The following is a 24,659-nucleotide window of genomic DNA, read 5'->3' on the forward strand; positions in this document are numbered from 1 at the left end:
GAATGAATGGCCGGCGGATGCCGGCTTTTTTAACGTTCAAATAAAAGAAGTTTACCTGCATCATTTACGAGCCGGTGAGAATGCTTTGTGTATTGTTGTTCGATTAAACGATGACGTCCTAATTCTTTTGCTTTTTCATCACTATCTGTGGTGATTTTTTCGTTTAATAAGGTTTCACCTGACGAATCAAATACAGTCAAAAAGTAGGTTTTCTCCATCTCTGATCTTCCCTTTCTTCTTGTTTTTTAATGAATTATACAAGGAGGAAGTTAAAACCTCTTTTTTTACCCCTAAAAATGTGTTTTTTAGAATAAGAGCGATAGAACGTGCATTCGTAAAAACGGCGTGATAAAATATGGACAACTACAGTAACGTACAAGGAGATAGACGTTTGACGAAGCTCACTTTTATTCATGCCGCAGATCTTCATTTAGATAGTCCGTTTGCGGGAATGTCCAATATACCGAACCGAATTTTTAAGAGGTTGAAAGAAAGCACATTTCAAAGTGCCAAGAACATGTTTGAACTTGCAATTGATCGAGAAGTAGACTTTATGCTGCTTAGCGGAGATCTATTTGACGAATCGAATCGCAGCCTAAAAGCACAGCTTTTTTTAAGAAATCAGTTTCTTCAGCTGCAATCACACGGGATTGAAGTGTTTATTATTTATGGTAATCATGATCATTTAGGTGGTGAATGGACACCAATTGAGTGGCCAGAGAATGTTCACGTTTTTTTGAGCAGTACGCCAAGTGAGCAAGCCTTTTATAGAGAAGGTCAGCTTGTGGCAAGTATTTACGGGTTCAGCTACAAAGAGCGGGCTGTCCATGAAAATATGACACCTTATTATGAAAAAAAAACAGATGCCCCCTATCATATTGCCATGCTTCACGGCACATTAGCAGGTCAAGAAGGGCATGATGCGTATGCACCATTTCAGCTTCAGCAGCTTCTAGCGCGGGATTTTGATTATTGGGCGCTTGGACATATTCATAAGCGGGCTCTTCTGCATGAAGATCCAATGGTGATCTATCCTGGAAACGTGCAAGGAAGACATATAAAAGAAACAGGAGAGAAAGGCTGTTATGTCGTTTACCTATCTGAAGATGCTCAAAGAGCGGAGTTTATGAGCTGTTCAGATGTCATCTTTGAGACATTGACAATAGATATCACACATACCGCTCATATGACCGATCTTGTGACACTTGTGGACAAAAAGATGAGTGGACTGAAAGAGAGAGGTGTTCCTCATTTTGTGAAAATCGTACTAACTGGCGATGCTCCTGCTTATATGGAGCTCACGCAGCTTGAAGTGCTTGAGGAGCTGATGGCTGTACTTCATGAACAGGAGGAAGAAGAAGACTTGTTTGTTTGGGTGATGTCGATTGACTGCCGGACACATGAAGATGCCGTCTATCCAGAAGATTCTTTTTTGACAGAACTAACAGCAGAAATTGCCGAGTTTGATGCGTATGATGAGCTGCTTTTACCGATCAAGCGTCATCCAACCTATAGAAAAGCAGGAAAAGCTCTTACAAAAGAGGACGAGATCGATATTAAAGAAGAGGCACAAAGGCTGCTGGCAGAACAGCTGAAGCAATTATGAGAAAAGGAGAGGCATGATGAAAATACGTTCACTCCATATTGCGAATTTCGGGAAATTTTCCAATCAAACCTTCCACTTTTCTGATGACGGTTTTCAGTTAGTTTATGGCCTGAATGAATCGGGGAAAACGACATTGAAGGCGTTTATTGAATCGATGTTATTTGGTTTTTCCAAAAGCCATATGTATAAGCCAAAGCATGGCTCGTTTTATGGTGGTTCTCTTACGTGTTTAGATGAGGAATTAGGTGTGATTCATATTGAAAGAACATCTGATCATGGCGGCCAAGCTCAGGTGTTGCTGCCAAATGGTGAAGTGAAAGATGAAGCTTTTCTACATGCGATGTTAAAGGGAACGGATCGCAGATTATACCAATCGATCTATTCTTTTGACGTGTTTGGTCTGCAAAATGTACAAGCATTAAATCAAGATCAAATAGGGGAATTTCTACTCTTTTCAAGTTTGTTTGGCTCAGATGCGGCATCCAAAATGGACAGTAGGTTGCTAAAACAGCAGGAGCAGCTTTTTAAACCGAATGGACGTAAGCCTGAATTAAATCAGCAGCTCGATCATGTAAAAGAGCTGTCAGGTAAGTTGAAACAGGCCAAATTGGTAGAAAGTCGTTATACCGAAAAGAAAAAAGAACAAGCTGAATTAACCGAGAAGGTAGAAATGCTTCAGCATGAAATGAGACAGAATGAAAAAGAGATTCAGCATTTGACTGAACATATTCGACTTTATCCTATGATAGAAAAAAAGATAGAGTTAAAAAAAGATTTGGCTAGTTATCCAGAACGAGTCAAGCGGTTTAGACCGGAAACCGCGCATGAACTTGATAAATTAGAATCACACCTTCACCCAAAAAAGGCGCAATTGACGGCACTGAAACAAAAATTAGATCATTTGCAAACGTCGCTCACGCAAGTTCAGCCACTCTATGACAAGGATACGGTATTGGAGATGAAGCGAGTCATAGCTGAATCATCTGATGCTGAACTTGTGAAGAAACGCTTAGCAGAAGGGAAAACAGGGCAGAATTCTTTGAAACAAAAAATAGAAGAAGCATCAGCGAAGCTGAAGTGGCAGCGTCCAATCAAGCTTGACCAGCTGGATGATTCACTTGACTTTGAGTGGGAATTAAAAGAGGCTGTGAGCCAATACGTTCGTTTAATGGATAGGAAAACGCAGCTCGATGACCGGTTTGATCATGCAAGACATGAGCTAGAAGAAGCGGAAACCGCTCTAAAAGGATTAAAGGAAAAGCCCGTTAAACAGCAAGTTGCAGAAGATGTCAGGGGAACAAGGGCTACAGTGAAACAGAATCATTCCAGAGTGTGGTTATTCCCGCTGATGTTCGTGCTATGTGCTGTCATTCTCACGATTTTATTCGTTTTAGCAGAGAGCTGGGTGACGTTACTGTTTGCAGGATTTTCCGTATTTATCTTGATTGCTATTTATCCAGTGCTTAAACAGACTCAGATGAAGGAAGCAAACGACAGTAACGCCTATCATTCCTTTCAAGTTCAAACAGCTTCAGCTGAAACGCTAGTGAAGCAAAAGGAGCTTTTATACGAAAGAATGATACAGCAATATGAAGACTGGGAGCGGGAACTGGAACCTGTACAGCAGCAAGTAGAAGATATGAGAAGGCAGCTAGGTTTGTCCTCAGAGCTCTCATTCCTTGTGGAAGCTTTCCATATCTTGAAACAATTAAAAGCGAATACAGCGGCATATGAGGCGCTTAACAAGGAAATAGAGATGTTCACACAGCAGCAATCGACCTACGAGCAAAGAGTTTCAGCGCTCATGAGTCTCCTTCAAAGAAAAGAAGGGACCATTCAAGAGAATATCTCAGCCTTTCAAGAGATATTGAAAGATGAGGAAAAAAGAGAAAAAGAACGTCAGACATTGCACGTATCCATTCAACATGTAGAGCAGCAGCTGACAACATTAGAAGGAGAAGTTCAATATTATAAAAAACAAACGGACGAGCTTTTACAAAAAGTAGAAGCAGAGTCAAAAGAAGATTATCATGTCCTGTCTCATCTATCCAAAGAATACCGGGAGCGACTGTACAATTTGCAGCAGCTGAACCAAGAGCTGCACAGAAGCGGTTATGTAGATGAGGAAGAGGTCATTGTCCGTAAAGGTTTGCGCACCCTTGAGGAGCAGTGTGCACAAGCAAAAAGACGTCTGAATGACATGCAAGAGAATGTGACGAATATGAAAAAGCGCTTGGCAGAATTAGCAGTAGAAATACGCCAAATAGAAGCATCAGGTACGGTGTCTGATTTGACTCATCAGCTTGCTGTAGAGCAGGAGCAGGCAAAGCACCTAGCGAAAAAATGGGCGGCTATTCAGCTCGTTCGTTCCGTCATTCGAGAGAAACTCAATGAGCATAAAGAAACGAGGCTACCAGCACTCCTCCAAACAGCTTCCCGATTTATTCAGCCGTTAACGAATGATCGATATGAAGTGATTTTATTTTCTGCCGAAGATGACCGGCTGATTGTGAAACGGAGGGATGGACGCCTATTCCGCCCGGAGGAGCTTTCACAAGCAACATGTGAGCAGATTTATCTCTCGATTCGTTTTGCACTTGCTTTGTCCCACCAGCAAGATTGTCAGCTCCCATTTATGATGGATGACAGTTTCGTTCACTTTGATCATGTCCGTCTAGAAAGGGTACTGGAGCTGATGAATGAACTCACTCGTTTTGAAACACAGCTGTTTTATTTCACTTGTCATCATTATATGAAACAAGCAGCGGAAGACGGGCAGATTACGAGTTTAGCAGTGGAATGATTGACAAATTATGACTTATGTTATACTTATATGAGCAGAAACATGGAAGGAGCATTTATTGAATGGCTAAAGGGATCATGACCTATGACGTCGGCGAACAAGTTGACCTGCATTTATTAATTAAATCATCTACTAAAGGGATTGCGAGTAATGGCAAACCATTTTTAACGTTAATTCTTCAAGATCAAAGTGGAGATATTGAGGCGAAGCTATGGGATGCAAAGCAGAATGATGAACTCACATATGCCGCACAAACCATTGTGAAGGTAGTAGGTGATATTCATCATTATCGCGGAAGGAATCAGCTGAAGCTTAGGAATATACGTCCTGTTGCTGAAAACGAGCAAATCCGCATTGATGATTTTCTAGAAACAGCTCCTATTCCAAAGCACGATATGATGGATACCATCATGCAATATATTTTTGATATGAAAAACCCTAATATTCAGCGTGTCACAAGACATTTGCTGAAGAAATATGGACAGGAATTCGCTGATTACCCAGCAGCTACGAAAAACCATCACGAGTTTGTTTCGGGTCTTGCCTATCACGTGGTATCGATGCTTCATTTAGCGAAATCCATTGTTGATCTATACCCATCACTTGATCGAGATCTTTTATATTCAGGGATCATTCTACATGATTTAGGGAAAGTCAAAGAGCTTTCGGGCCCTGTCTCCACCACATATACAGTAGAAGGGAACTTAATTGGCCACATTTCTATTATGGTGACAGAAATTGCGAAAGCCGCAGAGGAGCTTGGCATTGATTCTGAGGAAATTCTGATTCTGCAGCATTTAGTGCTGAGTCATCATGGAAAAGGGGAGTGGGGCAGTCCTAAACCACCAATGGTGAAGGAAGCCGAAATTCTCCACTATATAGATAATTTAGATGCAAAAATGAACATGATGGATCGTGCGCTTGAGCATGTGAAGCCAGGAGAATATACAGAGCGTATTTTTGCACTAGAGAATCGTTCGTTTTATAAACCAACCTTTCACAATGAATCCTCATGATAAAACGCCCGTTTGATGCGGGCGTTTTTTTTCATAACTTGTCTTCTTTTCGCATAAGCATGTAACACAAAGGGAGAGAGGTTTGTCCTAAAAAAGGAGGCGAAGACGATGTTGTTTTTTCCATGGTGGGTATATGCATGTATCATTGGCATTATTTTTTGTGCCTATAAATTAATGACGACAGCCAAAGAGGAGCAAGAGATTGATCAATCCTTTATTGAAAAAGAGGGAGAAATCTTTATTGAACGAATGGAGCAGGAGAGAGAGCGTAGACGTCAAGGACAGCAAATGAAACGATCCCAGGAAACGGCGAAGCATGAGGACCATTCGATTGCATAATCAATAAGAATAAAAAAACCCCTCTACAAGTTCATGTAGAGGGGTTTTTCGTTCATTATTGGTTTGGTGTTTGTTGTGTGGTTTGCTCAGATTTTTCTTTGAATGTATTTTCAAGTTCTTTATCTTTTACTTTCACATCAGCATCTTTCACCAATTTGTTTAAGATCGTTTGAATTTCATTGTTATCTGCTTGTTTTTGATCAAGCAGTTCTTTTTTCAAGTCTGCTTTCATGTCATCGTATTTACCGCGTTCTTCGGTCTTTTTAATGATATGGTAACCAAATTGAGATTTTACTGGTTTGCTGATTTCATTTACTTTTAGTTTGAAGGCAGCTTTACTGAAGTTCTCATCCATTTGGCCTTCTTTTGCGAACCAGCCTACATCGCCGCCTTGTGCTGCTGAAGCAGTGTCAGTTGAATATTCAGATACAAGGTCATCCCATTTTTCGCCCTTATCTAATTTCTTTTCTACTTCATCTGCTGTTTTCTTGTCAGCAACTAAAATGTGGCTTGCGCGGATTTTCCCTTTTAGGTCATCGTAATACGCTTTTACTTCTTTGTCAGTGATTTTGATGTTAGCTTTGGCAGCCTTTTGAGTCAGCAGCTCATATTTTACTTGATCTTTGATGTAATCTTTTCCGAATTCATCTTGAAGTTGTTTTAAACGATCTTCACCAAGTGTCTTTTTATATTCTTCCAATTTCTTATCAATTTCTTTATCTGATACTTTGTATTTGTCAGCAAGAACCTTTTGTTGAACAAGTAGGTTTAAAGCATCTCCACCTGCTTGTTTCTTAAGAGTTGTGTAAAGCTCTTCTTTTGTGACATCTCCTGATTTTGTTGTTGCGATCACTTCTTTGTCACCGCTACTGCATGCGCCAAGAGTTAAAACACTTACTGCTGTTACAGCTGCTAAAGCCATTTTTTTCATTCAAAAAACACTCCTAATCTTTCCAATTTATTTATCATTGCTTGTATCATAACATATTGTGACATGCTGTAAAAAGAAATGCAAATGGGAGGGCATTCGTCTAGTCAAATTTTTGCGACCAACATACACATATATTGATCACAAAAAGGAGGCTGAATTATATGGGAGCAGGATATTCTAATGGGTTTGCTTTATTGGTCGTGCTATTCATTTTGCTGATCATCGTTGGTGCAGCATATCTTTATTAATTAAATCGCTGTAACAGAAAGGAGCCGTCCTGCCATGCGTGCGGGCGGTTCTTTTTTAAAACGATGACAGGTGCCTAAACGTTTTAAAATTTTCTGCATACACTGAGCTTAGAACAGAGGAAGAACTGGCAGGAGGTGTTTTCACATGGGAGGAGAAGTCTTTGCTGGCGGTTTTGCACTAGTCGTCGTGTTATTCATCTTATTGATCATTATCGGTGCATCGTGGATTTGCTAATAGATCATCATACACAAAAAGCTGCCATCAAACAGGCAGCTTTTGCTTTGATCTTAAATAGATATGGTAATTTCAACAAATGATGAGATCAGTAAGATCAGTATCGATACATTGATAAAGCGAAACACCTTATCTTGCCGTTCTTCAGGAATCTCTCTGACAAGGCATAATGTATTAGTAAGCCTGTTTATTGAATACACAATAAACGCGGCAAAGACAATGAAGTAAAATAAAACTATCGGAGATCCCCCCTCTCTATGCTATTCCCATACTACATTACCAAATTTTTTATGAAAAAGATAGAAGTTGGCTTTAAAAACCTCATGATGAGGAAGTTGGGTCAACTAAAATATCAAACTCGTCTTGGGCTTGATCAATGATGCATGATTTTGGCGCTTTTAGCAGTTTCCAAGCAAATAAAAAGTCAGGCAAACAATAGCCTGCATGAATACTTGCGATCATGATAAAATAGTGTGCGTACATTGGAAATGCCATTCCTAAAACAAAGTAAACAGGTGAGATGACACAAAACGGGCTGAGCAGTGAGAAAAGCATCACTCTCTTAGGCACGCGCTGCCAGCAATTTCGTTTAAATAACGTCATTTTTTTCTTATGTTTCATGACTGGGATCAAGTGAACCACGCGGTGGACAAGCAATGTCGCAAGTAAAAGCACGATAAAAAGCGGTGCATTGTGACTGCTGAGTCTCGTTTCAGGATGAGTCAGTTGAAAACATAAAAATGCCATAATGAAAAAAAATACAGTAAGACATATGGCTGAAATCATCATTCTCGTATAACCATAATCCTTTTCAAGATTAATGGTCTTCCAACAATTCATTTTTCATCCTTCCAATCTCAAAAAAACTAATTGAATATCTCAAGATAATTTACTCTTCCTGAGGATAAAAATCAATGGTTTTCATGAAAAAAAATAAATTGTTACATTCATATGGAATAAAGAGAGGAAACTTTGGGTTTTTCAAGAAAAAAAGACATAAGAGGGAGGTTCGTCTCTTTCGTCAATGAGTAATTTCGGCTAAAATAGAGTGACTAAGAGAAAGAGGGAACGTACATGAGTATTGAGGAACGAATGAGCCAGCTCGAATATTATATGGAACTGTTACTGACGGCGACAGATATGAGCCGTTATCCATATTATGCGCTATTGATCCGGCAGCGTGTATCGAAAGAAGAGGCAATGGACATTGAGCGTATTTGTGCTGAGCTCTCAGATGAAATGGACAAGCAAAAAGCACAAGGCTATGTCATGTTCGACGATCTCCTTGCGCTGTTTGCGGGACAGTTAATTGAAAAGCTGGATGTTCATGAGACGATTTTTGCTTTGCATGATCAAGGGCTGTTTCAGCCGTTAATGAATGAATTTATAAAGATCATTAAACAATTTGATTTGCTTTAGCCGCTTTTTCCTCCGCTGAGTCTTCAAGTTCTTCAGGCTTTTTCGTGACTTTCCCACGTTCATTCAAAAAGTCCTTCTCAATGTTTGAAAACGATTTCTCAAAAATCTCCATGAAATCCTCACCATAAATGTTTCGGATAATACACATCATTTCTAAAATTTCAGGGAACTTTCCGTAAATGTCATGAAGCGGCTGTGCGCCTTTGACAATACCAGTTCGGGCCGGGTCGTAATCTTCGAGTAGTTTATGGAATGTCTCTTCGCCTTTTGGCGTTAGTTCAATATACGTATTGCGTTTATCGTTTAACTTTTTAGAAAATTTTAAAAATCCTCTTTCCTCTAATTTTTTAGAGAAGTTAAACGCCGTTGATACATGCATGACGCCAAACTTTGCAATTTCTGATATTGAAGCTCCTTTTAATTGATACGCAATCCACAAAATATGATGTTCATTGATATTTAGGTTATACGGTTTGATCCACTGCTGCCAGTCCTTTTCAATGGATTTCCAAAGAGCTTTGCTCAATTGGGCCATTCTTTGACTGAATAAAAGTGCTTCTTTTACATCGAAAGGCTGTTCCGAATGATTCATCCATTTCACCTACTTCTCTTTTTCTTGTAATTCTATTATGCCAATAAAATAAAGATTAATAAAGCTGAAAATTCAAGAATTTTTAAAAGTCATGAAAAACATTGACAAAATAACCTTTTTTCAACAAAAAAAGTGCGGGATACGCACCCCGCACACTTTTGTAAACGAATATTTTTTTGTGAGTATATTAGTTTTGTAAGGTTTTCTCCAGTTGTTTGAGCTTTTCCTCAATTTCCTGAATTTCCTTTTGTAAGTCCTGCTGATGAGGTTTGATTTCCTCGCGCCATTGCTGTATCGATGTTTGTAATTCAGTTCCGACCTCTTTAATGACTTCAGCACTTTCTTTTGCGGTTTCAACAATCTGCTCTTTTAAAGCTTGTCCATCTCTTTTTAATCTTGTCAGCGTATCTTCGAATTTGTCATAGCCGTCTTTCATCTTTCCGCGTACATCTCTGCCAGAAGAGGGAGTCGTCAGGAGCACTGCCGCACCTCCGAGGAGACCGCCTACAAATAATCCTGTTAATAAAGAACGTCCACTAGCCATTCCAATCACCTCTAGTCAAATTTTACACATTCGCATGTTCTCTCTGAGCTGACGATCAGCTTCATTGAACTTCCATACATAGCTTGCTTTATTTTAGCATACTTTTGAAGAAAAGGGAGGGGAGAAGGTTGTCTGTCTTTCTGTTCGTTTTTACGTGTATGTGTGTGATTTTCGCAGGTGGTTCTATTCATTATGTAAGGCAGCTTGGGTATGCGGGGTCTTATCCGCCAAAACATGTATTAAGACAAAAAGCAATTGTGTGTGCAGCAGGTGCAGGGATTTCGCTCTCCATTTTGCTGCTTACCCTTTTTCTTTTATAGAAGCATGAAAAAAACCTCTTCATCCAATGAAGAGGTTCAGTTATTCGTTAAGCGACTTCAATCATTCTTGCGCGCTTTAATATGGACTGAGCAATCGGGAAGACAAATACCATAGCTATCGTATTTATCACAGTTGCTGGCAGGACAACACCTACAAGAAGTGCTGGTAACGCAGCCGGTAGTCCAGTAATCAGTAAAGCGGCAGATAGGAAAATCACGCCTGATACGACGGTCCCAACAGCGGTGAGTACAGCGGTCAGAACGACTTTGTTCTTGATCTTCTGGCAAGATAAGAAAAGGGCTAAGAAGATAAAGGCTGTCACCGGTTTATCAATCATATTTGGAATTTGTCCGCCTGGAAAACCTGTTGTCAAAGCGGAAATGACCCCAGTGACTAGGGCGATCACAACGACATGCTGTACCTTCGGAAAAAGGATGATGCTTAAAAACATCATGACCAGCATCATATCAGGTTTCATTCCGAAAAAGATGGGCGGAAAAATCGTATGCAAAACAGCTCCCATTGCTGCAAACAATGACATAATCACTAATTCTTTTGTTTTCATTTCTATGCTCTCCTCTGCTAAGCTCTTATAGGACTCTCCAATAATATGGCTGATCATTTATTGCAAGAGTCATGACTTTATATTTCTCGTTATTATAACAAATTTATTTCACGATAGAAAAGCCTTTTTACTCATTTTCTTGCTGGAACTTTTTCATAAAGTCCGCAAGCTTTTGGCAGTCCTCTATAGAAACGGCGTTGTAAATCGAGGCTCTGCATCCACCAACAGAACGGTGGCCGGCGAGTCCAACCATTTGTTCTTGTTTTGCTTTCTCCACAAAGGACGCAGTGAGTGCATCATCACGCAGGGTAAACGTGACATTCATATGCGAACGGCTGTCAGCACGTGCATGCCCTTTGTAAAAACCGCCGCTTTGATCAATCGTATCATACAGAAGCGCTGCTTTTTGTTCATTGCGTTTTTCTGCTGCTTCTACGCCGCCCGCCTGTTTCACATGCTCCAGGACAAGGGACAGCATATAAATCGCAAAAGTCGGTGGTGTGTGATAAAGAGAATTGGCTTTGGCATGTGTTGAATATTTTAAAATTTTAGGTGTGCCGCTTTTTTCTTTCTCTAATAAACGTTTGCGCGCGATCACAATCGTGATACCAGAAGGCCCTAGATTTTTTTGTGCCCCGGCATAAATGAAATCAAATGAAGACACGTCTATTTTTTTGCTGAGAATATCACTGGACATGTCGGCAATAAGCGGGAGTGACGTGTTCGGGAACGTTTTCCACTGAGTACCGAAAATGGTATTGTTCGATGTGATGTGCAAGTAAGCACCGTCATTTAAAACGGAAGCATCTACATCTGGAATATACGAATAGTTGTCGTCTTCACTTGAGGCAAACACTGATGTTTCACCAAACCCTTTTGCTTCTGACAAGGCTTTCTCTGACCAAGCACCTGTTTGGATGAAATGAGCCGTTTCGCCTTCATGTAAGAAGTTCATCGGAATCATTGCAAATTGAAGACTTGCCCCGCCTTGTAAAAAGAGGACCTCATAATCTTCTGGAATGTCCATCAATTCTACCAAGAGTGCTTTCGCTTTATTGTGGACTTCTTCATACTCACCGCTGCGATGAGAAAGTTCCATCACAGACATCCCGGTTTGTTTAAAATCAACAAGTTCTTCCTGTGCTTTTTGAAGCACTTCTAGCGGCAGCGCCGCCGGACCAGCATTAAAATTCGTCGTTCGCTTCATCACAATCTCTCCCTATTTCTCGCGTTAATGGATCAAAAGATAAAACCATCCTATCACAAATTTGAAGCATTTGGACAAAAAATTTGAATCGTCCTAAATATCTTACGATTCACAGGATAAGCACAGAAAAGAGGTGAAAAAAAGAAAAACCTCATCCATTAAGATGAGGTAAGGCGCGTATGAATGGCAGAAGAAATGTCTTTTAAATCCTCTGATGTATATTGATCTTGGTGAGATTTCCATACGGCACCAAAGCCGTCGCCTTTGCCATAACGCGGAATAATGTGCATATGGTAATGGAACACAGATTGTCCGGCTTTTTCACCGTTGTTGTTCAGAAGGTTTAAACCAATTGGTTCAAATTCTTGCTTAATCGCTCTAGCAATTTTCGGAATCGCTTGGAAGTAATGATTAGACACTTCTGGTGTCATGTCATAAATGTTTTCTTTATGTATTTTCGGGATTACTAGGGTATGTCCTTTCGTTACTTGGCTAATATCAAGAAAAGCCAATACATGCTCATCTTCATATACTTTTGCACATGGAATGTCTCCATCAATGATCTTGCAAAAAATGCAGTCGCTCACGCCATGTCACTCCTCATTATTTTTCCTTTATCGTATCACAAAAAGAAGCAAAAAAGAAAACAGGACAAGCGAACTCCTTTGGTCGCTCATCCTGCTCCTGCAGAAGAAATGCTGATGCTTTCATTTGATATGCCTTTTGAATTCTCTATTTACTGAAATAAAGAATTCATATGCCTGCTATTTCTGCCGTAAACACCTCATTTGACGTTTTGGTTCGTCGTATACATATTTGTATAGGACACAAAAATCAAGAATCAGTGAAGCAAAACAGAAGCTAAGGTTTTTAGATGAAAAACCAATTTGTCATGCGGTCATTGCCTTTAACAAACACCTCATTTACGTATTGGTCATCAAGTTCATTTCTTCTACATACATTATGATGACCAGTATGCCGATGTTTTATTCATGAGTTGTCTATAGGTAAACATTTCAAATTGTCTTTCGTTTTTGGTACTATAAAGGAAAAAAGAAAGAAAGGAACGAACTGATGTCCCTTCTAACTGTAAAAGATGTAACGGGTGGATATACAAAGAATCCCGTTCTGAAAAATATTTCATTTGAATTAGAAAGAAACCAAATCGTTGGTCTCATTGGCTTAAACGGGGCGGGAAAAAGTACAACCATTCGTCATATTATTGGATTAATGAAACCTCATAAAGGGGTCATTGAGCTGAACGGACGAACCCTTCAAGAAGATCAAGAGGCGTATCGTTCACAATTTACGTTTATTCCAGAGACACCTGTCTTATATGAAGAATTAACGTTAAAAGAGCATTTAGAGCTGACAGCGATGGCTTACGGCCTTTCAAAAGAACAATTAGAAGAACGTCTGCCGTCTTTGCTGAAGGAATTCCGAATGGAGAAGCGATTGAAATGGTTCCCTGCTCATTTTTCTAAAGGGATGAAGCAGAAGGTGATGATTATGTGTGCGTTTCTTGTGGAGCCAGAGTTGTATATTATCGATGAGCCGTTTTTAGGGCTTGATCCGCTTGCGATCAACGCACTATTAGAACGTATGAATGCGGCGAAACAAAATGGCGCAAGTGTTCTGATGTCAACGCATATTTTAGCCACAGCGGAACGTTATTGTGATTCCTTTATTATTTTGCATGAAGGGGAAATTAGAGCGAAAGGAACACTGACAGAACTAAGAGAGCAGTTCAACATGAGAGATGCGACACTCGATGATCTTTATTTGGAATTAACAAAGGAAGAAAGCTATGAGTAAAACAACGCAAACCATTTGGAAATCAAGATTAGAAGAACACGTACAAGAAACAAGAAAATATTTAAAATATATGTTCAATGATCATCTTGTGATTGTGCTCATTTTTTTCCTTGCAGGCGGGGCGAGCTGGTACAGTAATTGGCTGAAGCATATTCCAGCTCACTTCCCATCCTATTGGGTCATGGCAGTTGTTTTCTCATTGGTACTGACTAGTTCTTACGTGCGAACGTTGATCAAAGAGGCAGATCTTGTGTTTATGCTTCCTTTGGAAGCTAAGATGGACCCTTATTTAAAACAAGCGTTTAACTTTAGCTTCATTTCTCAGTTATTTCCTTTGATTGCCGTGTCCATTATTGCACTTCCGCTATATTCGGCTGTCTCCTCAGGCGATCTGATGCTATATGTGCTCATTTTGGCGCAAATGATCTTAATAAAAGGTCTGAATACAGCGATTCAGTGGAGAATCACTTATTTTCAAGGGAAACATGTCAGATGGATTGATGCAGTGATTCGTTTTCTGCTCAATACAATGTTAATGTATACCGTTTTACAAGCAGCTTATGCCATTGCCATCGTTTTTTATCTTTTATATGCTGTCTATCTCATTTACTTAACAAATGCAGTAAAAAAACAGCCTTTTCAATGGGAATTGCATATTTCTGATGAGTTAAAACGAAAACAGCGTTTTTACCGCTTGGCAAACTTATTTACGGATGTCCCTCATTTAAAGAAACAAGTGAAAAGAAGGGCGTATATGGACTGGGTCTTGCAGTTTGTCCCTTATGAACAGCGTAAAGCTTTTTCTTATATGTATGTGAGGGCGTTTTTACGTTCAAATGACTATTTTGGTCTTGTGTTTAGGTTAACGGTCGTGTTTGTGCTCATCCTCTTGTATACAGGTGCAGCAGGTTGGGTGGGGGCATTACTTGTCTTGTTTACAGTCTTTATCACAGGTGTACAGCTTGTCCCGTTAACAAAGCACTTTGCTCATCTGTCGTTACAGGCACTTTATCCTGTGTCTCAGCAAGAAAAAGATCGAAGCTTTTTTGTTCTCGTTCGAAATGTACTCATCATCCAGTCAATTGTACTGAGCTCCGCCGTTTTCCCAGCAGGTGGATGGAAGGGAAGCGGACTTGCTCTTCTCATTTCATTGGTATTTGTGCTTGTCCTTTTCAAGCCTTACGTACAAAGCAGATTAAAAAAGATGAGATAAGCATTTTTTACAGCGTGTGTATGATGTCATCAAGGAGGGAACTGGGATGAATGCAGCTGAACGGGAACTGTATGAAGAGGCCATTTTTTTTCAAATGCGTTTTTTAAGAAAACCATCCAAGATCGAGCGGTTTTCAAAAGGCGTTCAGCAGCAAGTGAATCGCCGAATCCCTGCTCGATTTCATCAAGTCATCACAAATGCGGTGAAAACAATGGTTGAATCCACCGTATCAGGAAGCCATTTTACTTCATTTACAGTCATTGATGAACAATTGTCTATTGTAGAGCGAAATGAGCTGGCAAAGGAAAAGGTGACATATTATCAAAAGGCCGCTGCGATTGAAGGAATTGGCACAGGTGCGGGTGGATTGTTTCTCGGAATGGCGGATTTTCCTCTCCTTTTGAGTATCAAGATGAAATGTCTTTATGAGCTTGCTTGTATATATGGATTTGATTTGTCTCAAAAAGAGGAAAGGCTCTTTTTGCTTTGTATTTTTCAACTCGCCTTTTCAAGCAGTACACACCGTCAAAAAATGATGAAACTCATTGAAGAATGGGAAACAACCCGGGAAGAAATGGATTGGTATAGCTTTCAACAGGAATATCGAGATTATATTGACCTTGTGAAGCTGTTTCAATTAATGCCTGTGGTCGGTGCCGCTGTTGGTGGGGTGGCAAATCATCAGCTGACAGGACAGCTTGGTGAAGTCGCACGCCATGTGTTTCACTTGCGTGTGTTGAAAGAATTGAAATAGAAAAGCCGCTGCCTAACAGCGGCTTTTTTTCATTCATCGTAGGAAAGGACGGCATGAGCGAGTACCTTTGCTGCGACAGGCATTGCGTTTTCGTTAATATCAAATTTCGGATGGTGGTGTGGATACACATCTTGGCTGTTTTCTGGCATAGCGCCTGTGTAGAAGAAAGTACCAGGAACATGCTGAAGGTAGTAAGCAAAGTCTTCTCCGCCCATTTGGGTTTCTGCTTCTTTTACTTCTGTGACTCCTTCTGTCTGTTTGGCTATTTCTGCTATATATTCAGTCGGTGCAGGGTGATTTTTGACTGCAGGATAGCCTCTTACATATTCATAAGTATAAGAGGCATCGTGCATGTGGCAGACACCTTTCACCACCTGTTCAATTTCACGTTCAATGATATGGCGTGCACTCTCTTCAAAGGAACGTGCAGTACCTGTTAGCACGGCCGAATCTGCAATGACGTTAAAGGCATTTTCAGCGACAAATCCCCCTACAGATACCACCGCAGAATCAATCGGATTGACTTTACGGGCCACGACCTGCTGAAGATTGGCTACAATTTGTGAACCGATGAGTACGGCATCTTTTGTCAGGTGCGGCTGTGCGCCATGTCCGCCTTTACCTTGCACTTGAATAGAGAAACGATCGGCGGCTGCCATAAAGTTCCCGCTTTTATAAAGAACAGTGCCGCATGGCTCTGAGGACCAAAGGTGGGTGCCGAAAATGACGTCAACACCGTCTAAACAGCCATCTTCAATCATTGGTTTCGCACCGCCGGGGGCATATTCTTCAGCGTGTTGATGAATGAGGACGATTTTTCCTTTTAATTGATCTCGGTGCTCATGTAAGATCTTCGCTAAGACGAGAAGTGTTGCTGTGTGGCCATCGTGACCGCATGCGTGCATGACGCCAGGTTTTGTTGAACGGTAAGGTACATCCTTTTCATCATGAATGGGAAGTGCATCAAAATCAGCTCTCAGTGCAATGGTCGGTCCAGGGGAAGCTCCTTCAATAAAAGCGAGTACACCATGTCCGCCTACATGTGTGCGTGTTGGGATATGTAATCTGTCATAATATTGAGCGATGTAAGCAGCTGTTTCCTCTTCCTGAAAAGAAAGTTCTGGATTCATATGGAGATGGCGTCTAATTTCAACCATTTCCTCATAATGTTCATCAAGACGTTCATTGATCCTTTTGTGTAAAGTGGATACTGTCATTGATCCGAAAACCTCCTTTAGGCTCTTTTACTGATTGTATGGTAATTGTTAGAATCTTTCAACAGAAGAGGATGTCGAGAATGACAGAAAAGGTCATTTTACATAAAAGTCGAAGGTTAAGTATGAAGCTTGAAAAAGGGGGAGTGGCATTGGGAAGCTGTCCAAATTGTTCAAAAGCATTTTCTTTCGTCGAAAAATTTCATTTATCACATACGAGAATGATGCTGTGTCCAAGCTGCCGGCATCAAATCAAAGAAACGTTCGTTTCGAAAATGAGCTTTTTAATGATTTGTTTGATTCCACTGTTGGTACTACTTATTCAGATGAAAGGTGCTTCACCTATGTTAAAATGGCCCATCTTATTAGGATGGATCTTGCTGAATTTTTATGTACTTCAGCCAATCATTCATCGGTACGAGCTTAGAGATAAGCGTTGAAAGCCCAGCAGAAGGGCTTTTTTTAATGAAAAAAAGAAGTGCGAAGAGCAGCACTTCCCAGCGTGTAGACAAACCCTCGCATTCTTTGTCAGTCCTGCGTGCTGGTGCTCACGAATGTCAAATTCGCTCCGCGCCAGTACTCGTCCTTCCTAGGGCTGCAAAGGTTTTCTATCACGCTGAAAAGAAGACAAAGGGCTAAAATAAAGTTCATTTTAGCCCTTTGTCAACAATCTAAGAAGTGCGAAGAGCAGCACTTCCTTAATGGTCTATGACGGCATGATAGGATGTCAGATAGGCAGGACGAGAGAAGATGGAGCCAGTATCCTCGTGCGGCTGAAAGAACGCTTCTGACTCTTGAAAGTCTTGAAATAAGTCTTCAGATTCCCAAAGGGTCAAAATCAAGTACACCTCTTCATCCTTTTTTGGTCTTAACACACGAAGCGCCTGAAAGCCGCGCTGGTGTTCTGATATGTTTGTTTTTTTCTGAAAGGTGGATTCAAAAAGTGCTCTGCTTTCGAGCTTTACAGGGATATGATTCAGCGTGACAAAGCCAGATTGGACGAGCTCACCTTTTGTATAAATCACATCATAGGCATGGGGGGCTTTAAAGACTGTCTCACCCTCCGTTTCATGAAAAAGAGCCGCTTGTTCCTTACCGACCGTATAAAGCAGATTTTCAAGATGATGTTTTTTTGCGATTTTTTGCAAAAAGTCTGCTGTTCCATATGTAATATAGAAATTCATCTAAACCGCCTCCTGCTTGATAGTATAACAAAAGAATGATATATAATTCTTTGGTAGTCAATCCATAAAACATATTATGAAGCAATACATCCCATACTATCCGTATAAAGGAATGAGGTGACCTAATTTGAAGAAAAAGAAGATAATCATTCCATTAGTCATTGCAGGAAGTACAATCGTGCTTTCATTTATTGGCTATCTGACCATTTTATTTTTAGGACATTATGTCATAGATGAGAAGAAGCTCGTTTTTCACGCTTCCTCGAAAATCATTGATCAGAATGGAAAAGAACTCACAAGCATGTATTCAGAAAATCGGGACCCTGTGTCATTAAAAGAGGTCCCAGATAAAGTGGCGAAAGCTTTTGTTGCTGTAGAGGACAAGCGCTTTTATGAGCACCACGGAATTGATGCACAATCGATTTCAAGGGCGGTTTATCGAGATATATTAGCAGGTGGAAAGGTAGAAGGCGGCAGTACCATCACCCAGCAGCTCGCTAAAAATATCTTTCTCACAAATGATAAAACGTTTCTTCGAAAAACAAAAGAAGTCATTATTGCGATCAATTTAGAAAGAGATTATTCAAAGGACAAGCTGCTTGAAATGTATTTAAATCAGCTTTACTTTGGTCATGGCGTCTATGGAATCCAAGCAGCGGCCAATTACTATTTTAGTAAAGATGTAAAAGATCTCACTGTCAGTGAAGGAGCTACACTTGCTGCCATGCCAAAGGCACCTTCAACGTATTCCCCTGTTCTACACCCAGATAAAAATAAACAAAGACGGGATACCATCCTGAATTTAATGAATGAACAAGGATATTTGTCTTCTACAGAAACAGTTGAAGCAAAAGGAAGAACACTTGGTATTCATTTAAAAAAGAAATCAGAAACCCCATGGGTGGACAGTTATGTAGATCTCATGATTAAAGAAGCAGAATCACAGTATTCGATTTCGCATGAACAATTGCTTCAAGGCGGCTATACTATTACGGTACCAATCGATATGAATTTGCAAAAAGTTGCCTATGATGCGATGAAAAACAATCGTTATTTCCCGGGAAAAAGCGGGTCACCTGAAGGCAGCGCTGTGTTTATTGACAACGCATCTGGTGGTGTAAAAGCAGCAATAGGCGGACGAGAATATCAGGCAAGAGGCTATAACAGAGTCACAGCTGTTAGACAGCCTGGTTCTGTCTTTAAGCCGATCGCAGTATATGGTCCAGCGATGCAGGAGAAAAAATTCAGACCGTATTCACTGCTTGAGGACAAGGAAAAAAGCTATGACGGCTATTCTCCAAAGAACTACGATGGACAGTACGAGGGCAGGGTCACGATGGTAGAGGCTCTCATGAAAAGTAAAAATACATCTGCCGTATGGACGTTAAGCCAGCTTGGCATCGATACCTCTAAATCCTATCTTGAGAAAATGGGAATGGATATTTCGGATAAAGGACTTGCCATAGCGCTTGGCGGGTTAGAAAAAGGGGTTTCTCCATTGCAGATAGCTGGAGCATTTCATACATTTGCAAATGAAGGCGTCTATAAAAAGCCGTTCTTCATTCAGAAAATCACGAATGATGATGGTGAAACCGTTGAAAAAAATCGAAACAAAGAAGAACGAGTGTTTAGCGTACAAAATGCTTGGAATATGACAAGAATGCTTCAACAGGTCGTCAAAGGCGGAACCGCTCAGAGCGGATCATACGCTGGAGATTTGGCTGGTAAAACAGGCACAACTACGTATTCCGGTGTCAAAGGAGCAACGAAAGATGCTTGGTTTGCTGGCTACACACCTAGTACAACAGGGGCAATCTGGATGGGGTATGACAAAACGGATAACAGTCATTATTTAACTGGCGGCAGTCAGTATCCAGTGCAGTTAATGAAAGATATTTTAACGACAGCCCAAATAACCAATGAAACATTCCAAAAACCAGAGGGAATTAAAGAACTTCAATCGCCAATCCATTTAGAAGGACTGTCAGGCTTTGAAGCACGGTATGCATTTAAAATCAAAGGGCTCTTTACATTGGAGCTGTCATGGGATGAACAGGAAGACAAACGCGTTGAATATCGTATTTATGAAAAGAGAAATGGAAGCGAGACCCTGATCGATTCTGTAACAGGAACAAACAGCTACACAATGCCGTATGCAAATGTGTTTTCAGATGCGCAGTATAAGGTTGTTCCATACAATACTCAAACACAAGAAGAAGGCGAAGGTAGTGCTTATATCAAGCCAGAGGCTTTTGGGCGTTAATATTCGGCGATTTTTTGAACATTGAGCCGCTTTAGTATACCGAGCCCTGAAAAAGCGGTATAGTAAAAGCAGTGTTTGAGCCTTATACAAAGAGAGTGTAAGGCGAAAGGTGGAATGAAAGGTAATGGGAAAAACGATGGCTTTTAATGACACGTTCTTAAAGGCGTGCAAAGGGGAAAAAACAGACCATGTACCGGTTTGGTATATGAGACAGGCAGGACGCTCGCAGCCTGAATATCGTGCCCTTAAAGAAAAATATGGGCTATTTGAAATTACGCATCAGCCAGAGCTATGTGCTTACGTAACAAGACTTCCTGTAGAACAATATGGTGTAGATGCCGCTATTTTATATAAAGATATTATGACTCCGCTTCCAGCTATTGGAGTGGACGTTGAAATTAAAAATGGAATTGGACCAGTGATTGACTCGCCTATTCGGACAAAGGCAGATATCCAGCGTCTTGGAGAGCTTCATCCTGAAGAAGACCTGCCGTATGTGCTTGATACGATCAAGCTGTTAACAGAGGAGCAGTTGAATGTTCCGCTGATTGGTTTCGCAGGTGCACCTTTTACGATGGCAAGCTATATGATCGAAGGCGGTCCATCTAAAAATTATCATAAAACAAAGGCGCTCATGTACAGTGAGCCAGAGACATGGATGCTTTTGATGAATAAATTAGCCGATATGACGATCACATACATACGCGCTCAGGTAAAAGCAGGCGTCCGAGCATTTCAAATCTTCGACTCTTGGGTTGGCGCTTTAAACGCAGCAGATTACCGGACCTTCATTAAGCCTGTCATGCAGCGTATTTTCACAGAGCTGAAGTCTGAAAACGTACCAATGATTATGTATGGTGTCGGTGCGAGCCATCTAGCGAAAGATTGGCATGACTTGCCGCTTGATGTCGTTGGACTGGATTGGCGTATGAGTATAGACGAAGCGCGAAAAGAAGGCTTAACAAAAACGTTACAAGGAAACCTTGATCCAACGATTTTACTTTCTCCTTGGGAAGTGATTGAAGAAAGAGCAAAAGCGATTTTAGATCAAGGGATGAAATCAGATCAATTCATCTTTAACTTAGGTCACGGGGTATTTCCTGATGTCTCACCAGACACGTTAAAGAAGCTGACAGATTTTATTCACGATTATTCAGCTAAACATAAAAAGACATCCATCTAAATGATTTCAAATGATCTGAAGGAGTGTTGGTTGTGGAGAAAAAGAAAATGGGGCTACTTGTCATGGCATATGGCACCCCATATAAAGAAGAAGACATTGAACGTTACTATACACATATCCGCAGAGGCAGAAAGCCAGAGCCGGAGATGCTGCAAGATTTAAAGGACCGCTACAAGGCAATTGGCGGCATTTCTCCTTTATCAAAAATTACAGAACAGCAGGCAAATGGTTTGTGTGAACATTTGAATGAGATCCAAGACGAGATTGAATTTCATGTATACATTGGGTTAAAACACATCGAGCCTTTCATTGAAGATGCTGTCGCTGACATGCACCGAGATGGTATCACAGAAGCGGTGAGTATTGTCCTTGCACCGCACTTCTCCACATTTAGTGTGAAATCGTATAACAAACGTGCACAAGATGAAGCAGAAAAGCTTGGCCAACTGAACATTACTTCTGTTGAAAGCTGGTACGATGAACCGAAGTTTGTGGACTATTGGGTGAAACAAGTGAAAGAGACGTATGCATCCATGAGTCAGGAAGAAAGAGATTCAGCAGTGCTGATTGTGTCTGCACACAGTCTTCCTGAAAAAATTATTGCAGCAGGGGACCCATACCCTGATCAGCTTGCACAATCTGCAAAAATGATTGCTGAAGGTGCAGGAATTGAGCATTATGAAATTGGCTGGCAAAGTGAAGGCAATACGCCTGATCCGTGGCTTGGACCAGACGTACAGGATCTCACGCGTGACCTATTTGAGCAAAAAGGCTATAAAACATTTGTATACGTGCCTGTTGGATTTGTCGCTGATCACCTTGAAGTGTTATACGACAATGATTATGAATGTAAAGTCGTCACGGATGAAATTGGTGCAGCTTACTATCGTCCAGAAATGCCAAATGCGAAACCAGCATTTATTGATGCACTGGCAGCAGTCGTATTAAAGAAGCTTAATGAAAGCAAGTAATCATATAAAAGAAGGCGATCCTATGCATGACAATCAAAAACACCTTGTCATCATTGGCGGTGGCATCACGGGTTTGGCCGCCGCCTTCTATTTGGAAAAGGAAATTGAAGAAAAAGGCCTTCCTATCCAAATATCTCTTATTGAAGCGAGTCCTAGGCTAGGTGGAAAAATTCAAACATTATATAAAGACGGTTATATCATTGAACGTGGACCCGATTCATTTTTAGAAAGAAAGGTCAGTGGACCCCAGCTGGCAAAAGATGTTGGCCTATCTGATCAGCTCGTCAATAATGAAACAGGGCAAGCGTATGTATTAGTCAATGAAACCCTTCATCCGATGCCAAAGGGCGCTGTCATGGGCATTCCAACTCAAATCAGTCCTTTCATTACAACTGGGCTTTTTTCAGTTGCCGGAAAAGCACGTGCAGCGATGGATTTCGTTTTGCCAAAAAGCAAACAGACAGAAGATCAGTCTCTGGGGGAATTTTTTAGAAGACGTGTGGGTGATGAAGTGGTGGAGAATTTAATTGAACCGCTACTATCAGGCATTTATGCTGGTGACATTGATCGCCTGAGCTTAATGTCTACCTTCCCGCAGTTCTATCAAACAGAACAGAAGCATCGCAGTTTGATTCTTGGGATGAAAAAATCACAGCAGCATGCAAAAGCGCAACAAGTGACAGCGAAAAAGCAAGGACAGTTCCAGACAATCAATCAAGGGCTGCAAGCACTTGTTGAAGCGGTCGAAAGTAAACTCAAGCTGACGAAGATTTACAAAGGGACAAAAGTGACCCAGATCGAAAAAGCCGAGGGAGGTTATGGCGTTCAATTAGACAGCGGTCAAACGCTTTTTGCAGATTCTTCCATTGTGACAACTCCTCACCAATCGATCTATTCCATGTTTCCAAAAGAAGCAGGGCTTGAGTACTTGCATGACATGACATCGACTTCTGTTGCAACAGTTGCACTCGGATTTAAAGAAGAGGATGTTCACAATGAATATGATGGCACTGGTTTTGTCATCTCAAGAAATAGTGATTTCTCCATTACAGCATGTACGTGGACAAATAAGAAATGGCCTCACACTGCACCTAAAGGAAAAACATTGCTTCGTGCATATGTTGGGAAAGCTGGTGATGAATCAATTGTTGAACAGTCTGATCATCAAATCGTGAGCATTGTGCTGGAGGATTTGAAGAAAATCATGGATATTAAAGCAGATCCAGAGCTGACGACAGTGACTCGCTGGAAAACAAGCATGCCGCAATATCATGTGGGTCATCAAAAACAGATTTCGACGATGCGAGAAACGTTTAAGCAATCATATCCTGGTATTTATATCACGGGTGCTGCTTTCGAAGGTGTTGGGATTCCTGATTGTATTGATCAAGGAAAAGCTGCCATCTCAGAAGCTGTATCTTATCTATTTTCATAAAAAACAAACTCCCTTTTCTGTCATGGAAAGGGAGTTTTTCATGTTTGTATGTTTAGAAAAGAGTGGTGAATAATAAAATTGAACAAAGTTGTTGCATCTGAGGAAAAAGATATGGTATATTACTTTCTGTACTTAATGACCGAAACGTTCAAATAGTCATTTTGGGAGTGAGATCATGAGTGTTGATAGGAGACAAATGATTTTAGATGGAGCAACAAAGGCATTTACTCAGTTCGGGTATAAAGCCACGACAATGGACCTTGTAGCAAAGCTTGCCAATGTTGGAAAAGGAACGATTTATACTTTTTTCAAAAACAAAGAAGAGCTGTTCGATGAAATTTTCACATCACTGTTAATGGAGATGAAGAAAATTGCAGATGAAGCAATAGATGAGAAGAATAGTTTCTCAGAAAACCTTCACTTAGCACTCTTTGCAATATTAGAATTTCGAAAAAACCACCAGCTTACAATTAAAATCTTTCAGGAAAATGCGGAGCTTGGCACGTCAGCAGTGAAAGAAATGATTGAAAAAATGGAGCAGATGATCATTCGTTATATTAAAACAAAAGTAAAAGAAGCGATTGAAAAAGGCGACATTAAGCCCTGTGATCCTGAATTGACGGCATTTGTGATGGTGAAACTATATATTGCACTTATTTTTGACTGGGAAAAGCGATATGAGCCTTTAACAAAAGAAGAGGTCGCTGAATCGCTCGAGCTTTATGTACTAAAAGGACTGTCTGCAACAACATAATTTTTTTTAAGTTCAAATGACCGAATTCTTAATTTAGTCATTCATCA

At 40.6% G+C, this 24,659-nt stretch carries 27 protein-coding genes; 16 read left to right on the forward strand and 11 right to left on the reverse strand.

The window, feature by feature from the left end; translation table 11 throughout:
- Positions 1-29 precede the first annotated feature (29 nt).
- The gene (locus ABG082_RS04870; RefSeq protein ID WP_008348907.1) at positions 30-218 is read right to left on the reverse strand and encodes a YhzD family protein; all 189 of its coding nucleotides are present in this window, start codon (positions 216-218) and stop codon (positions 30-32) included.
- Between the two features lie 173 nt (positions 219-391).
- Between ABG082_RS04870 and ABG082_RS04875 the strand changes: the two genes are divergently transcribed.
- The 4 genes from ABG082_RS04875 (at position 392) to ABG082_RS04890 (ending at position 5,764) form a co-directional block, all read left to right on the forward strand.
- A complete protein-coding gene (locus ABG082_RS04875) occupies positions 392-1,606 on the forward strand; it encodes a DNA repair exonuclease (RefSeq protein ID WP_348936618.1) in 1,215 nt (404 codons plus the stop codon).
- Between the two features lie 16 nt (positions 1,607-1,622).
- On the forward strand, positions 1,623-4,409 hold the full coding sequence (locus tag ABG082_RS04880; RefSeq protein WP_348936619.1) for an AAA family ATPase: 2,787 nt from the start codon (positions 1,623-1,625) through the stop codon (positions 4,407-4,409).
- 62 nt (positions 4,410-4,471) lie between these two features.
- Entirely contained in the window at positions 4,472-5,425 is a 954-nt protein-coding gene (yhaM, locus tag ABG082_RS04885) for a 3'-5' exoribonuclease YhaM (protein WP_007497151.1), read from the forward strand.
- Between the two features lie 108 nt (positions 5,426-5,533).
- Complete coding sequence (locus ABG082_RS04890) at positions 5,534-5,764, forward strand: sporulation YhaL family protein (RefSeq protein WP_017360318.1); 231 nt, start codon at positions 5,534-5,536, stop codon at positions 5,762-5,764.
- Between the two features lie 55 nt (positions 5,765-5,819).
- Here the strand turns inward: ABG082_RS04890 and ABG082_RS04895 are convergent, their stop codons facing one another.
- Positions 5,820-6,695, reverse strand: a complete 876-nt coding sequence (locus ABG082_RS04895; protein WP_024719991.1) for a peptidylprolyl isomerase — start codon at positions 6,693-6,695, stop codon at positions 5,820-5,822.
- 161 nt (positions 6,696-6,856) lie between these two features.
- On the opposite strand from ABG082_RS04895, the gene ABG082_RS04900 reads away from it, so the two are divergent.
- Complete coding sequence (locus ABG082_RS04900; RefSeq protein WP_008361129.1) at positions 6,857-6,943, forward strand: YjcZ family sporulation protein; 87 nt, start codon at positions 6,857-6,859, stop codon at positions 6,941-6,943.
- Between the two features lie 145 nt (positions 6,944-7,088).
- The gene (locus ABG082_RS04905; RefSeq protein WP_017360317.1) at positions 7,089-7,178 is read left to right on the forward strand and encodes a YjcZ family sporulation protein; all 90 of its coding nucleotides are present in this window, start codon (positions 7,089-7,091) and stop codon (positions 7,176-7,178) included.
- 53 nt (positions 7,179-7,231) lie between these two features.
- Here the strand turns inward: ABG082_RS04905 and ABG082_RS04910 are convergent, their stop codons facing one another.
- Positions 7,232-7,417, reverse strand: a complete 186-nt coding sequence (locus ABG082_RS04910) for a hypothetical protein (RefSeq protein ID WP_072368131.1) — start codon at positions 7,415-7,417, stop codon at positions 7,232-7,234.
- Between the two features lie 82 nt (positions 7,418-7,499).
- Positions 7,500-8,018: a DUF3267 domain-containing protein gene (locus ABG082_RS04915; protein WP_008348895.1), complete on the reverse strand. Its 519-nt coding sequence runs from the start codon at positions 8,016-8,018 to the stop codon at positions 7,500-7,502.
- Positions 8,019-8,252: 234 nt separating this feature from the next.
- On the opposite strand from ABG082_RS04915, the gene ABG082_RS04920 reads away from it, so the two are divergent.
- Positions 8,253-8,597, forward strand: a complete 345-nt coding sequence (locus ABG082_RS04920; RefSeq protein WP_251185925.1) for a YhaI family protein — start codon at positions 8,253-8,255, stop codon at positions 8,595-8,597.
- Here ABG082_RS04920 and ABG082_RS04925 read toward each other — a convergent pair.
- Both ABG082_RS04925 and ABG082_RS04930 read right to left on the reverse strand, forming a co-directional pair.
- Complete coding sequence (locus tag ABG082_RS04925; protein WP_008348891.1) at positions 8,575-9,189, reverse strand: HTH-type transcriptional regulator Hpr; 615 nt, start codon at positions 9,187-9,189, stop codon at positions 8,575-8,577. The two genes, ABG082_RS04920 and ABG082_RS04925, sit on opposite strands and share 23 nt — an antisense overlap.
- Positions 9,190-9,376: 187 nt before the next feature.
- Positions 9,377-9,733: a YtxH domain-containing protein gene (locus ABG082_RS04930; protein ID WP_007497160.1), complete on the reverse strand. Its 357-nt coding sequence runs from the start codon at positions 9,731-9,733 to the stop codon at positions 9,377-9,379.
- Positions 9,734-9,861: 128 nt separating this feature from the next.
- Here ABG082_RS04930 and ABG082_RS04935 point away from each other — a divergent pair, with 128 nt between their 5' ends.
- Positions 9,862-10,053 (forward strand): hypothetical protein, encoded by a 192-nt coding sequence (locus tag ABG082_RS04935; RefSeq protein ID WP_008348888.1) that lies wholly within the window; start codon positions 9,862-9,864, stop codon positions 10,051-10,053.
- 47 nt (positions 10,054-10,100) lie between these two features.
- Here ABG082_RS04935 and ABG082_RS04940 read toward each other — a convergent pair whose 3' ends face one another.
- From ABG082_RS04940 to ABG082_RS04950, 3 genes are all read right to left on the reverse strand, one after another.
- The gene (locus tag ABG082_RS04940; protein WP_348936620.1) at positions 10,101-10,619 is read right to left on the reverse strand and encodes a tryptophan transporter; all 519 of its coding nucleotides are present in this window, start codon (positions 10,617-10,619) and stop codon (positions 10,101-10,103) included.
- Positions 10,620-10,746: 127 nt separating this feature from the next.
- Complete coding sequence (gene serC, locus ABG082_RS04945; protein WP_007497164.1) at positions 10,747-11,826, reverse strand: 3-phosphoserine/phosphohydroxythreonine transaminase; 1,080 nt, start codon at positions 11,824-11,826, stop codon at positions 10,747-10,749.
- A gap of 158 nt (positions 11,827-11,984) precedes the next feature.
- The gene (locus ABG082_RS04950; RefSeq protein ID WP_008348883.1) at positions 11,985-12,413 is read right to left on the reverse strand and encodes an HIT family protein; all 429 of its coding nucleotides are present in this window, start codon (positions 12,411-12,413) and stop codon (positions 11,985-11,987) included.
- A gap of 487 nt (positions 12,414-12,900) precedes the next feature.
- Between ABG082_RS04950 and ABG082_RS04955 the strand changes: the two genes are divergently transcribed.
- Genes ABG082_RS04955 through ABG082_RS04965 form a run of 3 tightly spaced genes read left to right on the forward strand, consistent with a single transcriptional unit; the run spans position 12,901 to position 15,608 of the window.
- Positions 12,901-13,641, forward strand: a complete 741-nt coding sequence (locus tag ABG082_RS04955) for an ABC transporter ATP-binding protein (RefSeq protein WP_008348877.1) — start codon at positions 12,901-12,903, stop codon at positions 13,639-13,641.
- Entirely contained in the window at positions 13,634-14,854 is a 1,221-nt protein-coding gene (locus tag ABG082_RS04960) for an ABC transporter permease (RefSeq protein ID WP_007497169.1), read from the forward strand. Before ABG082_RS04955 ends, ABG082_RS04960 begins: the two co-directional genes overlap by 8 nt.
- Positions 14,855-14,900: 46 nt before the next feature.
- Positions 14,901-15,608, forward strand: coding sequence for an EcsC family protein (locus ABG082_RS04965; RefSeq protein ID WP_272511363.1), 708 nt, complete (start codon positions 14,901-14,903; stop codon positions 15,606-15,608).
- Between the two features lie 29 nt (positions 15,609-15,637).
- On the opposite strand, the gene ABG082_RS04970 is transcribed toward ABG082_RS04965, so the two are convergent.
- Together ABG082_RS04970 and ABG082_RS04975 are read right to left on the reverse strand one after the other, a co-directional pair.
- Entirely contained in the window at positions 15,638-16,825 is a 1,188-nt protein-coding gene (locus ABG082_RS04970; protein ID WP_008348870.1) for a M20 family metallopeptidase, read from the reverse strand.
- A 695-nt stretch (positions 16,826-17,520) separates the two neighbouring features.
- On the reverse strand, positions 17,521-18,006 hold the full coding sequence (locus ABG082_RS04975) for an antibiotic biosynthesis monooxygenase (protein ID WP_017366947.1): 486 nt from the start codon (positions 18,004-18,006) through the stop codon (positions 17,521-17,523).
- 127 nt (positions 18,007-18,133) lie between these two features.
- Between ABG082_RS04975 and ABG082_RS04980 the strand changes: the two genes are divergently transcribed.
- The 5 genes from ABG082_RS04980 (at position 18,134) to ABG082_RS05000 (ending at position 24,612) form a co-directional block, all read left to right on the forward strand.
- On the forward strand, positions 18,134-20,269 hold the full coding sequence (locus ABG082_RS04980; protein WP_017360307.1) for a transglycosylase domain-containing protein: 2,136 nt from the start codon (positions 18,134-18,136) through the stop codon (positions 20,267-20,269).
- Between the two features lie 124 nt (positions 20,270-20,393).
- Positions 20,394-21,452, forward strand: coding sequence for a uroporphyrinogen decarboxylase (hemE, locus tag ABG082_RS04985; RefSeq protein WP_348936621.1), 1,059 nt, complete (start codon positions 20,394-20,396; stop codon positions 21,450-21,452).
- A 32-nt stretch (positions 21,453-21,484) separates the two neighbouring features.
- Positions 21,485-22,423, forward strand: a complete 939-nt coding sequence (hemH, locus tag ABG082_RS04990; protein WP_035703469.1) for a ferrochelatase — start codon at positions 21,485-21,487, stop codon at positions 22,421-22,423.
- Between the two features lie 22 nt (positions 22,424-22,445).
- Entirely contained in the window at positions 22,446-23,858 is a 1,413-nt protein-coding gene (hemY, locus tag ABG082_RS04995) for a protoporphyrinogen oxidase (RefSeq protein ID WP_100325468.1), read from the forward strand.
- Positions 23,859-24,033: 175 nt separating this feature from the next.
- Entirely contained in the window at positions 24,034-24,612 is a 579-nt protein-coding gene (locus ABG082_RS05000) for a TetR/AcrR family transcriptional regulator (RefSeq protein ID WP_026050070.1), read from the forward strand.
- The last annotated feature ends 47 nt before the right edge of the window (positions 24,613-24,659 follow it).

Source organism: Bacillus sp. BS1807G30, assembly GCF_040047675.1.
GTDB classification, from domain to species: domain Bacteria; phylum Bacillota; class Bacilli; order Bacillales; family Bacillaceae; genus Bacillus; species Bacillus altitudinis.